Genomic DNA, 13753 nt, shown 5'->3' on the forward strand with positions numbered 1-13753 from the left:
TGCCGCGTTTTAGCGCCGGGAGGCTGCGCTGACAGCGATCAGCCGAGCAAGCCAGGCTGCCGCCACGAGAACGACGAACGAAATGGCGAGTGCCTGAGGCATCTGCGAGTACTCCTGATAGAACCGCGGCAGGATGATGCCGTTGGCAATCGGGAGGGCAAGCGCGAGATACGAGATGAGCGGCCGGTGTCGCACGATGAGCCAGCACAGCAGCGGAATCACGAGGGTCCACATCGACATGGGGCCCGTGAGCATGAGCCAGATTTGGGTGACGGCGGGCAGGGCCACGATCATCCGTCGCCAGCCTTTGGCGGGCATGATCGAGTACCCGACGACCGTCGATGTGGTGCCGATGAGCAAAATGATGAGCGTGTAGTTGTTGGCGCCCTGCAGATGCATTGCGCCCGCGATGATGAGCACTAACCCCGCGTAATAACGGTCAGCGTAGTGACCCCACTTCAGCGGAAGGCGCCGGGTTGGTTCCCGGAACCGTCTCGGTGTCGGTGGCTTAGCGGCCATTGGTGAGCAGGGAGTACAACAGAATCGCCCACACGACTAGCCACACGTAGCCAAGAGCGGTGGCAATGATCGCCATGGCTTTGCCGCGTTCGCCCGTCTCTTTGATCTGGCGAAGGGCTAAGTGGCCGAAGATCAGTGCGGGAGGCCCGCCAATCGCGGCCAAGATGAGCGCGAGAATCGCCAGAGGGCTTGTTCGTTTCGCCGCCAGAGGGGCCGGGCGCGCAGCATCAGCGGACGTGGGTTCTCCGCAATAAATGCAGAACTTCCACTCCGGTTGCACTGTTGCAGCGCATGACGAACACTCGGGCATATCTAAATATTAGTGGTTGGTCGCGAAACGCATATTCTTGAGCCAATGAGCACCACCATTCGCCCGCTTGTGATCGGGCACCGCGGGGCAAGCGGATACCGCCCAGAGCACACTCGAGCCGCCTACGAGCTCGCATTCACCCTCGGGGCGGATGCCGTCGAACCCGACATTGTGGCCACCCGCGATGGCGTGCTGGTGTTGCGCCATGAGAACGAGATTTCGGGCACAACAGACGTGGCGGAGCATCCCGAGTTTGCTGACCGGCGCACGTCAAAGACGATCGACGGCACCGCGATGACGGGTTGGTTTACCGAAGACTTCACGTGGACCGAGTTGAGCACTCTGCGTGCTCGTGAGCGCTTGCCCGAGGTGCGGCAAGCGAGTACCGCCCACAACGATGCTTCGCCGATTCTGCGATTGAGCGACCTGCTTGAGATTGTGGACCAGCATCCGGAGGCTGCGCGTCGCCCGCTGAAGATCGTCGCCGAGATCAAGCATGCGAGCTATTTCGCGTCGATCGGGCTGCCGCTTGACGAGCTTTTCGCCCGAGACGTGAGCGGGTGGGCGACGGCCGACAATCTCATTGTTGAATCATTCGAGCAGAGCGTGCTGCACAGCATCCGGGATCGTGGGATTCCAGGTCAGTTGGTGTTTTTGCTCGAGGCGAGCGGGGCGCCGTCTGACTTGATTGCACGCTTTGGTGCGAAAGCGCGAAGCTACGCCGACCATCTCACTGATGACGGCCTTGCCCAGTTGGCTCGCGAAGTTGACGGAATCAGCGTTGATAAGAAGATGCTGATGGTGAAAGATCTGGCGGGCAACCTCACGGGCACCAACGATCTCGTAGAGCGCGCTCATGCGGCCGGGCTTCTCGTTTTCTGCTGGACACTGCGGGCTGAGAACCGCTTCTTGCCGACGAACTTGCGTTCGAGCAAGCAGCCCGAGCAACACGGAAATTGGCGTGCGGAGTTTCGGATGCTCATCGATTCCGGTCTCGATGGCGTCTTCGCGGACCAACCCGACCTCGCCGTCAGCGCGCGCGGGTAGAGTCGAGGGGCCATGACGACTGCTCTTGACCCTCACGACCCTGGCCGTTCTGACGACGGGGATTCCACTAGCGACCCTCTGCTCGACGGGCTCAACCCGCGTCAACGGGAGGCTGTTGAATATCGCGGGCCTTCGCTGCTGATCGTGGCGGGTGCTGGCTCGGGCAAGACGAGCGTGCTGACCCGGCGTATTGCCGGACTGTTGCGCTCGGGAGAAGCCTGGCCGAGCCAGATTCTCGCCATCACCTTCACCAACAAGGCTGCCGCCGAAATGCGCGAGCGCGTGGGTGCCATCGTCGGCAATACCGCCGAGGGGATGTGGATCTCCACGTTCCACTCTGCCTGCGTGCGCATTTTGCGTCGCGAAGCTGAAGCCTTTGGGTTCTCCAAGAACTTCACGATTTATGACTCGGCCGACAGCAAAGCTCTGCTCAAGCGGATTCTCAAAGAGCTCGACGCCGACATGTTCGGCCTCACGGTCAGTAAGGCTGCGAACCGTATTTCGCAGCTCAAGAATGAGCTAACCGACGTCGACGGTTTCGCTCGGGATGCCAACATGAGCGACCCGACGGAGAAGAAGTTCCTCGAGGTTTTCCGCCGCTACACTCGCGGCCTCAGCGACGCCAACGCCTTCGACTTCGACGACCTCATCGGGCAGACCGTGTACCTGTTCCGGGCCTTCCCGCAGATCGCGGCAACCTACCAGCGTCGTTTCAAGCACATCCTTGTTGACGAATATCAGGACACCAACCACGCACAGTATTCGCTCATCCGCGAGCTCACGCGGCCGCCGGCTCCTGAGCAGTTCGAGACCTCGCCTGGCGTGCTCATTGCCGGCTCCAGCAATGAGGCGGATGCCGCATCGCTGACCGTGGTCGGCGACAGTGACCAGTCGATTTATGCGTTCCGCGGGGCCGACATCCGCAACATTGTGGAATTCGAGCGTGACTTCCCGAACTCGACCGTGATTCTGCTTGAGCAGAACTACCGCTCGACCCAGACGATTTTGGATGCCGCCAACGCGGTCATCTCCCACAATTTCGATCGCAAAGACAAGAAGCTCTTCACGACGGTGGGCGCCGGCGACAAAATCATGGGCTTCACCGGCTACTCGGGTCATGACGAAGCGCAGTTCGTGGCAGATGAAATTCAGAAGCTGCACGATCAGGGCGTCGCGTACAAAGACGTCGCGGTTTTCTATCGCACCAACTCGCAGACTCGTGCGCTGGAAGAGATTTTCATTCGCGCGGCCCTGCCATACCGCGTGCTTGGCGGTACGAAGTTCTATGAGCGCGCGGAAATCAAGGATGCCTTCGGCTACTTGATTGCGGTCGCGAACCCGGCAGACCCGCTGGCTCTGCGTCGCATCATGAACACGCCGAAGCGCGGCATTGGCCCGGCGACCGAGGCTGCGCTGCAGGCGTGGGCGGATGACCGGGGCATGACCCTGCGCGATGCGATGCGCAACGCCTCCGAACTCGGCCTCGGCCCCAAGGTCACGAAAGCGATCGTTGGTTTGGCTGAGGTGCTCGACGAAGTCATGGCGAAGGTGGAGACATCCAAGCCCGCTGATATTTTGACCGAGCTTCTAGAGCGCTCGGGGTACCTGACGGCGCTGCGCGCCTCGCAAGACCCGCAAGACGAAGCTCGCGCCGAGAACGTGGACGAGCTCGTGGCGGTGACGAAGGAGTTTGGCAAGAACAACCCCGACGGCACCCTGCTCGACTTCCTCACCGAGGTGTCTCTCGTGGCGGCGGCCGATGATCTGGATGACTCCAGCGGAACCGTCTCGCTCATGACGCTGCACACCGCGAAGGGCCTCGAGTACGACTCGGTGTTCCTCACCGGCGTCGAAGAAGACCTGCTGCCGCACCGCATGTCGGCGAATGAACCTGGCGGCCCCGCCGAAGAGCGTCGACTGTTCTATGTCGGCATCACGCGTGCCCGCAAACGACTCTTTCTCTCGCTGGCCATGACCCGCGCCCAGTTCGGCGAAGTCAACGTCGCGATGCCGAGCCGCTACCTGCAAGAGATTCCCACCGAACTCATCGAGTGGAAGCAATCACCCGGGATGGCGAACTCGCGCGGCGGCACCCAGTCCCGTGCGCTCAACGCTCGCCGCGACGGCAACAGCGGCGGCGGCTCGTGGGCCGGCTCGCTGCGACAAGCGGCATCCGGTGGTCTGCCTCCGGCACCGCCGCGGGCAAAGACGGAATGGGCTAGTCCCATCACGGCAACCGTGCGCGACAACGGTGACCTCACACTGGCGGCGGGCGACCGCATCCGCCACACTGATTTTGGTGACGGAACCGTGAATCAAGTCACGGGCGCTGGCCCTAAGAGCATCGCTGACGTTCAGTTCGACACCGCAGGGCGCAAGCGCCTGCTGATCAAGATTGCTCCCATTGAGAAACTTTGATTCTGAAGCAACGGCGAACTCTGGCAGCCCACGGCACGGGGAGCCACGGCTCGTGGTGCCGCGACTGCGACCACTCGACACGGGCGATGAGCTAGCGAAGGCGCTCGCGGCGGTGCGCGCCGATCTTGAACTACCCACCGAGTTCAGCGCCGAGGTTGAAGAGGCCGCCGACGCTGCCGTCGCGGCATTTGAGCCGCCCGAGCTAGACCTCACCGGCATCCCGTTCGTGACGATTGACCCCGAGGGTGCCACCGATCTCGACCAGGCGCTCTACCTCGAACGCACCGGCGAAACGCTGCGCGTGATGTACGCGATTGCCGAAGTGCCGGCGTTCGTGCTGCCCGGTTCCCTCGTTGATGCCGAAGCTCGCAAGCGCGGTCAAACCTTGTACGGTCCCGACGACCGAGTACCGCTGCATCCGACGATCATCAGTGAAGACGCCGCTTCGCTTCTCGCTGGTGCGACGCGTCCCGCTTTTGTGTGGACCTTCGACTTGGATGCCGCGGGCGAGGTCATCGCGACAACTCTCGTGCGCGCCCAAGTGCGTAACCGTCGCCAGTTCAACTACGTCGAAGTGCAAGAGTTGCTCGACAACGACCGCGCGGACGAATCTCTCTCGCTGCTGCCCGAGTTTGGGCGCCTGCGCACCGAGCTGGAACGTCAGCGCGGGGGAGCAAGCCTCAACCGGCCCGACGAGGAAGTGGCTGTCGTTGATGGCCAGTATGTGATCGAGCGTCGAGCGTCGCTACCCGTCGAGGACTACAACGCGCACGTCTCGCTCATGACCGGCATGGAAGCCGCTCGCATCATGCTCGAAGGCAAAGTCGGCATTCTGCGCACGATGCCCGTGCCCGACGACGAGACTCTGGAACAGTTCCGGCGTCAGGTGGCGAGCCTCGGATGCCCGTGGCCCGAGAACCAGAACTATGGCGAGTACCTGCGGGCTCTCGACCACTCCGACCCCCGCGCCCTCGCGGCGACGCATGCCGCCACCTCGCTGTTCCGTGGAGCGGGCTACACGCCCTTCGACGGCGAACCGCCCAAAGACACTATCCAGGCTGCCGTAGCCGCGCCCTACGCCCACGCCACAGCGCCGCTGCGTCGACTCGTCGACCGCTTCGTGCTTGTCGCGTGTGAAGCGATTGTCGCGGGGCGCGAAGTACCGAAATGGGTGCGCGAAGCTCTTCCGCAACTGCCCAAGATCATGGGCCGCACGAGTCAGCTGGCATCGCAGTTCGACCGCGCCTCGGTCGACGTGATCGAAGCGGCACTGTTGCGGCCGCGAGTGGGCGAGGAGTTCGAAGCCACGGTGGTCTCGCAGCGCGGCGACGGTGGCGTCATCCAGATCGCAGAGCCCGTGATTACGGCTCGCATCTCCGGCACGGTTTCAGCTGGCGACACGGTGCGCGTTCGACTCGTTTCTGCCGAGATTGCGACGGGAACGATCGAGTTCGAACTCGCGTAGCTCGCTCGTTCGTCCGCTTGGAGTCGCAGGCGAGGCTGCGCCTAGCTAGGTGGCGTCGGCGAGCGATCGCCGGAACGATGCCAGATACCGGCGCTGCGCCGCGAAGCGCACCCAGCGGGGAAGGTGCGGGTACACCGCGCGGGTGACCCGCATGATCCGGTCGAAGCGTTTCTGGTGGTGGGGTAGCGCATAGGCCTCGCGCAACTCACGGCTCAGCAGCCCGGCGGTCAGCACGCGAACGAGTGGCATTGACGCCCGCAGCCACCACGGTCCGCCGGTCGGATGTAGCAGCTGTTGGGCAACTCGTTGGCTCGCGTCCGTGACGCGCAACGAAGCCACGCTCTCGTTCCAGTAGGCAGCGAATGCCGCACGGTCGGCCGGCCACAGCGCGCGCGGAACGCCCAGCGCGGTCGCAATGACCGCGTAGTCGGCCAGCAGGGTTTCGGCATCCACTTCGCGCAACGGCCCGAACACCAGCTCGCGCACGCGCGTGGCGGTGTCGTACAGCGTGGCGGCGACCCACAACTGCAGCTGCGGGTCACGGGCGTCGTAGCTGTCGGCCCGCACCGGTCGGTGAGCCGCGCCTACGCGCCGCGCAACCTCGGCAGCCTCGGCCGGCGTGCCATAGACGGTGACATAGAGATAGGTGAGGGTGCCGTTGAGGCGATCCAAGGGGCGCCGCGCAAAGTCACTGTGCTCAGCGACCGCCTGACCCACAGCAGGGTGCGCGATTTGCAACAGGATGGCCGCCCCACCGCCGGCCAGCAGAGCGACGTCGGCAGAGACATCCGCAATTCTGAGGGGGTCGAATGCGGGCACACGGCCAGTTTACGAGGCCCGAACCACAAGATTCGCTGATCTTTCGCCACATTCAGTCCGCTATCGGAAAACCCACAACGTTAGGCACGGTAAGGTTTTCTATTGGCGTGCGACTCATGGAGCCGACCAATTTGGCACCGATTCGCCGCCTTCCCCACTCACCATTACGCGCGGATTGGAATGAGCAGCGTGGATCTATATGAGTACCAAGCCAGGGACGTATTTGAGTCTTATGGCGTACCAGTACTTGCCGGCCTAATTGCCGACACCCCAGAAGAAGCCAAAGCAGCTGCCGAGAAAATCGGTGGAACTGTCGTTGTCAAGGCTCAGGTCAAGACCGGCGGTCGCGGCAAGGCGGGTGGTGTCAAGGTTGTTCACAACGCCGACGACGCTTTCGCCGCAGCCGAGCAGATCCTTGGTCTCGACATCAACGGCCACACGGTCAAGCGAGTAATGATTGCTGCCGGTGCTCGCATCGCGCAGGAGTTCTACTTCTCCGTGCTGCTCGACCGAGCAAACCGCTCCTACCTTTCGCTCTGCAGCGTTGAAGGTGGAGTGGAAATCGAGGTGCTTGCTGTTGAGCGCCCCGAGGCTCTCGCCAAGATCGAGGTCAACCCGCTCACGGGTATCGACCTCGCGAAGGCCACCGAAATTGCGATCGCTGCCAAGTTCCCGGCAGAGCTCGTCGACAAGGTTGCTCCTGTCTTCGTGAAGCTCTACGACGTGTACAAGGGCGAAGACGCAACTCTCGTTGAGGTCAACCCTCTCGTGATCACCGAAGACGGCGACATCGTTGCCCTCGACGGCAAGGTATCGCTCGACGAGAACGCTGAGTTCCGTCACCCCAAGCATGCAGAACTCGAAGACGCTGCTGCCGCTGATCCCCTCGAGGCGAAGGCTAAGGCCAACAACCTCAACTACGTCAAGCTCGATGGTGAAGTCGGTGTCATCGGTAACGGTGCAGGCCTCGTCATGTCGACGCTGGATGTTGTTGCCTACGCTGGCGAAAACCACGGCAACGTGAAGCCAGCCAACTTCCTCGACATCGGTGGCGGAGCCTCGGCTGAGGTCATGGCCGCTGGGCTCGACGTTATTCTCAACGACCCTCAGGTCAAGAGCGTATTCGTCAACGTCTTCGGTGGAATCACCGCGTGTGACGCTGTTGCTCACGGAATCGTGGGTGCGCTCGCCGCGCTCGGCGATGCCGCCAACAAGCCTCTCGTTGTCCGTCTCGACGGCAACAAGGTTGAGGAGGGTCGCGCGATTCTCGCAGAAGCGAACCACCCCCTCGTGACGCTAGCCGCCTCAATGGACGAGGGCGCCGACAAGGCCGCCGAACTCGCCAACGCTGCGAAGTAAGGAACCGAGCATGTCAATTTTCCTCAACAAGGATTCCAAGGTCATCGTTCAGGGCATCACCGGCGGTGAGGGCACCAAGCACACCGCTCTCATGCTCGCTGCTGGTACCCAGGTCGTTGGCGGCGTCAACGCACGCAAGGCTGGCACCACCGTTGTTCACGGTGACGTTGAGCTTCCCGTGTTCGGCACCGTTGCTGAAGCAATGGAGAAAACGGGAGCGGATGTTTCGATCGCTTTTGTTCCTCCGGCCTTCACCAAGGATGCCGTTATCGAAGCTATCGACGCTGAGATCCCGCTGCTCGTCATCATCACCGAGGGTGTTCCCGTCGGTGACTCGGCTGAGTTCTGGGCTTACGCCCAGGAGAAGGGCAACACGACCCGCATCATTGGGCCGAACTGCCCCGGCATCATCACGCCCGGTGAAGCACTCGTGGGCATCACGCCCGCGAACATCACTGGCAAGGGCCCGATCGGTCTCGTCTCCAAGTCGGGAACGCTCACGTACCAGATGATGTACGAACTCCGTGACCTCGGATTCTCGACCGCAATCGGTATCGGTGGCGACCCCATCATCGGCACGACGCACATCGACGCACTTGAAGCGTTCGAGGCTGACCCCGAGACCAAGGCCATCGTCATGATTGGTGAGATCGGTGGAGACGCTGAAGAGCGTGCCGCTGACTACATCAAAGCTCACGTCACGAAGCCCGTTGTGGGCTACGTTGCTGGCTTCACGGCACCCGAGGGTAAGACCATGGGTCACGCCGGTGCGATCGTTTCTGGCTCCGCCGGAACCGCTCAGGCCAAGAAGGAAGCACTTGAAGCTGCCGGTGTGAAGGTCGGCAAGACGCCGTCTGAAGCCGCCAAGCTCATGCGCGAAATTCTCGAAACTCTGTAGCAAGCACCTCTCGCTACACAGAAGCGCCGCCGTCCACTGGACGGCGGCGCTTCTGTCGTTTAACGGCGTCCCCCAAAGAGCGGACAATATGTCACGTTAACGTAACGATGAGTTAAAGGGGGGCCCCCATTAAGGGGTAGACCGCGCATATAGTGGCTCGTGGTGAGTGCCCGACCACCAGCTTTGCAAACACGCCATGATCAGCGTGTGTACGTCACATAAGCAAGTCCCATTCACAGAAGAATAGGAACATTCGTGAGCATTCGAAGAGTCATATCGGTGGTGGCAACGACAACTCTTGTCGCCACTTCCCTGGTTACCGGCGCCGCACTCGGCGCCACAGCTGCACCAGCATCCATTGGTGGCGGCGGCCAAACTGAATTTACCCCGGGGCGTTACATCGTCACGATGGTGGATCAGGCTGCTGCAACCTACGACGGTGGTGTGCGCGGTTTTGACGCAACAACCCCGCCCGATGGCGAGCAACTCGACACTCGCCGCCAAGTAGTGCAGGACTACACCGAATATTTGGAAGAGAAGCAAGACGATGTCGCGGCATCCGTCGGTGCTGATATCGACTATTCGTACACGCTCGCGACCAACGGTTTCGCGGCTGATCTGACCGCGGCTCAAGCAGTCGAGCTCTCGGCAAACAAACTTGTTGCCTCGATCGTTCCGGACGAGCTGAAGCACATCACGGCAGCGCAGCGGTCAACAGAGTTCCTTGGCCTTGAAGGCGAAGACGGACTCTGGGCATCCATTGGCGGTGCTGAAACCGCGGGTGAAGGAATCGTTGTCGGCGTGCTCGACACTGGCTTCGCTCCCGAGAACCCTGCCTTTGCGGGTGACGCCCTCGGCAGCACGCCGGGAGCAGCTCCGTATCTCGACGGTGGTTCCGTCGTCTACGAGAAAGCCGACGGCCAAACCTTCACCGGTGTCTGCACCGAAGGCGACCAGTTCACCGCTGACGACTGCACGACCAAGGTCATCAGCGCTCGCTACTTTGTTGATGGTTTCGGTGCCGGCAACCTCGGTGACGCCAGCGTTGGCGAGTACGTCTCGCCGCGTGACGGTGACGGCCACGGATCGCACACTGCGAGCACCGCAGCGGGAAATTACGAAATCGACGCCAACGTTGGCGGAAACGCCCTCGGCTACTTCTCCGGTGTCGCCCCCGCGGCAAAGATCGCTGCCTACAAGGTGTGCTGGAGCGGACCAGACCCGGTCGCCACGACCGACGACGGTTGTGCATCCACCGACCTCTTGGCTGCAATCGACCAGGCTGTCGCTGACGGTGTTGACGTGATCAACTACTCGATCGGTGGAGGCGCTGCCACAAGCACCGTTTCACCCACCGACCAGGCCTTCCTCGGTGCGGCTGCTGCCGGCGTCTTCGTCGCAGCCTCCGCCGGAAACGACGGCCCCGGAGCGACAACCCTCGACAACGCGGCACCGTGGATCACCACCGTCGCCGCCAGCACCATTCCGAACTACGAAGCCACCGTCACCCTCGGTGACGGCCAAGAGTTCGCCGGTGCGTCGATCACGGTTGACCTCGACCCTGCCGCGGAACCGCTGACGGGTGAGCTCGTCTACGCTGCGGATGTCGCCCTCGTCGGTGCTGTTGACCCAGCGCTGTGCCTGGCTGACACTCTCGACCCGGCTCTCGTTGAGGGCAAGATTGTGGTCTGTGACCGCGGTGTCATCGCTCGTGTCGACAAGTCGGCCGAGGTTGCTCGCGCTGGCGGTATCGGTGCGGTTCTTGTGAACGTGACGCCGAGCTCGACCGACCTCGACACTCACGTGATTCCGACCATCCACCTGGATGCTCAGTACCGCGATGCTGTCCTTGCGTATGCAGCGACCGAAGGTGCGACCGCGACCTTCACTCCGGGTAACGAAACCGCGTACCAACCGCCGACCCCTCAGGTCGCTGGCTTCTCGTCGCGTGGTCCCGTTGAAGCTGACGGCAGCGACATCATCAAGCCCGACATCTCGGCGCCTGGTGTCGGAATCCTCGCCGCTAGCGCCAACGCTGAAGGAGCCGAGCCGACGTTCGCGCTTCTCTCGGGAACCTCGATGTCGTCACCGCACGTTGCCGGTCTTGCCGCGCTCTACCTCGGCGAACGCCCCAACGCGACTCCCGCCGAGATCAAGTCGGCATTCATGACAACTGCCTACGACACCGTGGATGCCGACGGAAACCCCGTCACTGACCCCTTCACGCAGGGTGCCGGCCACATCGATCCGACCAAGTTCTTTGAGCCTGGCTTGCTCTACCTGAACGGCATCGGCGACTGGCTGTCCTACATTGAGGGCGCTGGCTACGACGTGCTCGACCCCGCGGTCGAAGCAATCGATCCCAGCAATCTCAACCTGGCATCCATCGGTATCGGCTCGCTGACGGCAGCCGAGACGATCACTCGCACCGTGACCTCCACTCAGGCGGGCACGTTCGAGGCATCCATCTCGGTCCCCGGAATCGAAGCAACGGTCTCACCTTCAACGCTGACCTTTGGTGCTGCAGGCGAGACACAGAGCTACGAAGTGACGATCAGTCGAACGGATGCTCCGCTCGACCAATTCACCACCGGAGCCCTCACGTGGACCAGTGGCGACACCGTCGTGCACAGCCCCATCGCCGTGCGCCCCGTCACCATCCTCGCGCCGGACACAGCCAGCGGAACCGGAACCTACGGCGCCGTTGAAGTGACGGTCACGCCCGGCGGCAACGGCGACATCCCGCTGACATCGACCGGTCTCACCGCGGGAGTCTTCTATGAAGACCCCACTGGCACCGAAACCGATCACTCGGGTTCTGGTGTGAGCGGAGACGAGTTTGAGTACGCAGCAACCGTGCCTGAGGGCACAACGTATGCGCGCTTCGATCTCGATTCGATCGATGACACGGCCGACCTCGATCTGATTGTGTACCTGCTCGATGGCAGTGGCACTCCGATCGCCGGGTGGCAGTCCGCCACGGGAGCCGCCGATGAGCGCGTCAACCTCGCTGATCCGACACCGGGTGACTACCTCGTGATCGCATCGGTGTATGCCGCGAACCCGTCTACCGCGTTCGACGTGCGCACCTTCGCCGTCGTTCCTGGTGCGGGAGAGCCCCTCGGGTTGGACCCCGAAGTTCTCCCGGGTGTGCAGGGTGAAGCAGTGAGCTACACCGCATCGTGGGAGGGCCTCGCCCCCTTCACGAACTACCTCGGTCTCGTCAGCTATGGCGACACGGGAGCAACAACCGCGATTGAGGTTGTGACGCAGGAAGATGTTCTGCCGGGAACGCCCGTGAACACCGTTCTGCCGACCATCTCGGGCAAGCCGCTCGTGGGCAGCAAGCTCACCGCCAACGCTGGCGAGTGGGATGTTGACGGGCTGAAGTTCAGCTACCAGTGGCAGGCAAACGGCGAGAACATCGCCGGCGCCGACAAGCGCAAGTACACGGTCACGAAGGCTGACGAGGGCAAGGCGATCACCGTCGTTGTCACCGCCAGCAAGAAGGACCTGCCGAGCGCAAGCGCCACCTCTGAGGCCGTGATGATCAACTACAGCTCGAGCGTGAGCCTGTCGGTGAGCAAGCACGTTGCCTTCTCGTGGAACACCGTGAGTGCCACCATCCGAGTCGCTACCGGTGAGGATGTCGCAGCGACCGGAACCGTGAAGGTGACGGTCGACGGCAAGAAGGTCGACACCATCACGCTGGACGAAGCCGACAACGGAAAGGTGACGGTGAAGCTGCCGAAGCTCGACCGTGGGCTGCACCAGGTGAAGGCAGAGTTCACTCCGGCCGGTGACAACGTGACCGGCTCAAGCAGCCGCAACGACTGGGTCTGGATCGTCTTCTAGACGACACCTGCTCAGGAGCAACACTCAACAACGGCTGGTCGCCTCCCCACGGGCGGCCAGCCGTTGTTGCGTGTTGGCGCGCTCGCAGTGTGAGGCGCGTTGGCGCGCTGGATGTTAGTCGTCGGTGGGGCGCCGCACGACGGGCGGCGGCCAGGCGGTGTAGCCGAGTTCGCGCGAGATGTTGCGGGCGGTTTCGCGCAACACATTCAATACGTTGTCTTCGGGCGGCCACTCGCTGGAGTGCAACACGACGGCCACGGCGGCGATGACGTTGCCATTGCGATCGGCGATAGGGGCCGCAATCGAGGATTCGCCGAGCACCGCTTCATCTTGCTCCGTGGCGATGCCGCGCTCGGCAATCTGCGCAAACTGCAGAATGAGTTTCGAGGGATCGGTGATGGTGTCACCGGTGAGGCTGCGGAGCGGTTTCTCAAAAAGCTGGTCGGCGGCATCCGCGTTGTAGGTCAACAGGATCTTGCCCATAGCGGAGGCGTGCACGGGAATGGAGAGGCCTGTCTCTGGCATCTGCTCGGTGCCATCTGGCCGGTTGTTGTGATGGATGACGATGACTTCGTCGAAAAGTTCGGAGCCGAGGCGAACAGCGAGCCCGGTGCGTCGCGAAAGTTCTTGGGTCCAGCGCATTGCGCGGGCACGCACGTCGAGGGTGTCGAGGTAGACGTTGGAGAGTTTCAGCAGGGCGGGGCCGAGCATGTAGCGGTTGCCGTTGGGTTCTTTGGCGACGAGTCCGTGTACCTGGAGGGACTTAACGATGCCGTGCACCGTGGACGGCGGCAGCGAGAGAAGGCCGGCGAGTTCCGTGATGCCGAGATGCCGGGCGCCCTGGAGCGACGACAGCACTTGTGCTGCTCGATCAATGGATTGGATCAACGCTGTTCCCCGTCATTTAGCCGGTATTCATTATCTCTGCACCACCGGTCTACTTTCGAACCGGTTGGGCTTGACAAGATGTAACTGAACGTAGCATATTCGACATTATCGAATAACGTTCCGATATTGACGAACGTTCGCGACACCCGGTCGCACGCGCAATACAAGTTCAAAG

At 62.2% G+C, this 13753-nt stretch carries 10 protein-coding genes; 6 read left to right on the forward strand and 4 right to left on the reverse strand.

Going from position 1 to position 13753, the window contains the following annotated elements:
* Positions 1-9: 9 nt before the first annotated feature.
* Both I6E51_RS04010 and I6E51_RS04015 read right to left on the reverse strand, forming a co-directional pair.
* Complete coding sequence (locus I6E51_RS04010; protein ID WP_231599646.1) at positions 10-420, reverse strand: hypothetical protein; 411 nt, start codon at positions 418-420, stop codon at positions 10-12.
* Positions 421-508: 88 nt separating this feature from the next.
* Positions 509-799, reverse strand: coding sequence for a DUF4190 domain-containing protein (locus I6E51_RS04015; RefSeq protein ID WP_197109505.1), 291 nt, complete (start codon positions 797-799; stop codon positions 509-511).
* 75 nt (positions 800-874) lie between these two features.
* Here I6E51_RS04015 and I6E51_RS04020 point away from each other — a divergent pair, with 75 nt between their 5' ends.
* From I6E51_RS04020 to I6E51_RS04030, 3 genes are read left to right on the forward strand one after another with little or no spacing between them, the layout of a single operon-like run.
* Positions 875-1876 (forward strand): glycerophosphodiester phosphodiesterase family protein, encoded by a 1002-nt coding sequence (locus tag I6E51_RS04020; RefSeq protein ID WP_197109506.1) that lies wholly within the window; start codon positions 875-877, stop codon positions 1874-1876.
* Between the two features lie 12 nt (positions 1877-1888).
* The gene (locus tag I6E51_RS04025) at positions 1889-4294 is read left to right on the forward strand and encodes an ATP-dependent helicase (protein ID WP_197109507.1); all 2406 of its coding nucleotides are present in this window, start codon (positions 1889-1891) and stop codon (positions 4292-4294) included.
* A 52-nt stretch (positions 4295-4346) separates the two neighbouring features.
* Complete coding sequence (locus I6E51_RS04030) at positions 4347-5759, forward strand: RNB domain-containing ribonuclease (RefSeq protein WP_197110141.1); 1413 nt, start codon at positions 4347-4349, stop codon at positions 5757-5759.
* Between the two features lie 45 nt (positions 5760-5804).
* Here the strand turns inward: I6E51_RS04030 and I6E51_RS04035 are convergent, their stop codons facing one another.
* The gene (locus I6E51_RS04035; protein ID WP_197109508.1) at positions 5805-6578 is read right to left on the reverse strand and encodes an oxygenase MpaB family protein; all 774 of its coding nucleotides are present in this window, start codon (positions 6576-6578) and stop codon (positions 5805-5807) included.
* Positions 6579-6767: 189 nt separating this feature from the next.
* Here I6E51_RS04035 and sucC point away from each other — a divergent pair, with 189 nt between their 5' ends.
* The 3 genes from sucC (at position 6768) to I6E51_RS04050 (ending at position 12690) form a co-directional block, all read left to right on the forward strand.
* Positions 6768-7937: an ADP-forming succinate--CoA ligase subunit beta gene (sucC, locus tag I6E51_RS04040; RefSeq protein ID WP_197109509.1), complete on the forward strand. Its 1170-nt coding sequence runs from the start codon at positions 6768-6770 to the stop codon at positions 7935-7937.
* A 10-nt stretch (positions 7938-7947) separates the two neighbouring features.
* Positions 7948-8835, forward strand: coding sequence for a succinate--CoA ligase subunit alpha (gene sucD / locus I6E51_RS04045; protein WP_197109510.1), 888 nt, complete (start codon positions 7948-7950; stop codon positions 8833-8835).
* Positions 8836-9090: 255 nt separating this feature from the next.
* Positions 9091-12690 (forward strand): S8 family serine peptidase, encoded by a 3600-nt coding sequence (locus I6E51_RS04050; protein ID WP_307783800.1) that lies wholly within the window; start codon positions 9091-9093, stop codon positions 12688-12690.
* Between the two features lie 114 nt (positions 12691-12804).
* On the opposite strand, the gene I6E51_RS04055 is transcribed toward I6E51_RS04050, so the two are convergent.
* Positions 12805-13578 (reverse strand): IclR family transcriptional regulator, encoded by a 774-nt coding sequence (locus I6E51_RS04055; protein ID WP_197106390.1) that lies wholly within the window; start codon positions 13576-13578, stop codon positions 12805-12807.
* Positions 13579-13753 lie beyond the last annotated feature (175 nt).

It is taken from the genome of Salinibacterium sp. NSLL17 (genome assembly GCF_015864935.1).
GTDB lineage: Bacteria > Actinomycetota > Actinomycetes > Actinomycetales > Microbacteriaceae > Rhodoglobus.

What these genes read in the sequence shown, in the direction of transcription:
- I6E51_RS04020 (WP_197109506.1), top strand. Translation starts at nt 875, where the DNA reads ATGAGCACCACCATTCGCCCGCTTGTGATCGGGCACCGCGGGGCAAGC.
- I6E51_RS04025 (WP_197109507.1), top strand. Translation starts at nt 1,889, where the DNA reads ATGACGACTGCTCTTGACCCTCACGACCCTGGCCGTTCTGACGACGGG.
- sucD (WP_197109510.1), top strand. Translation starts at nt 7,948, where the DNA reads ATGTCAATTTTCCTCAACAAGGATTCCAAGGTCATCGTTCAGGGCATC.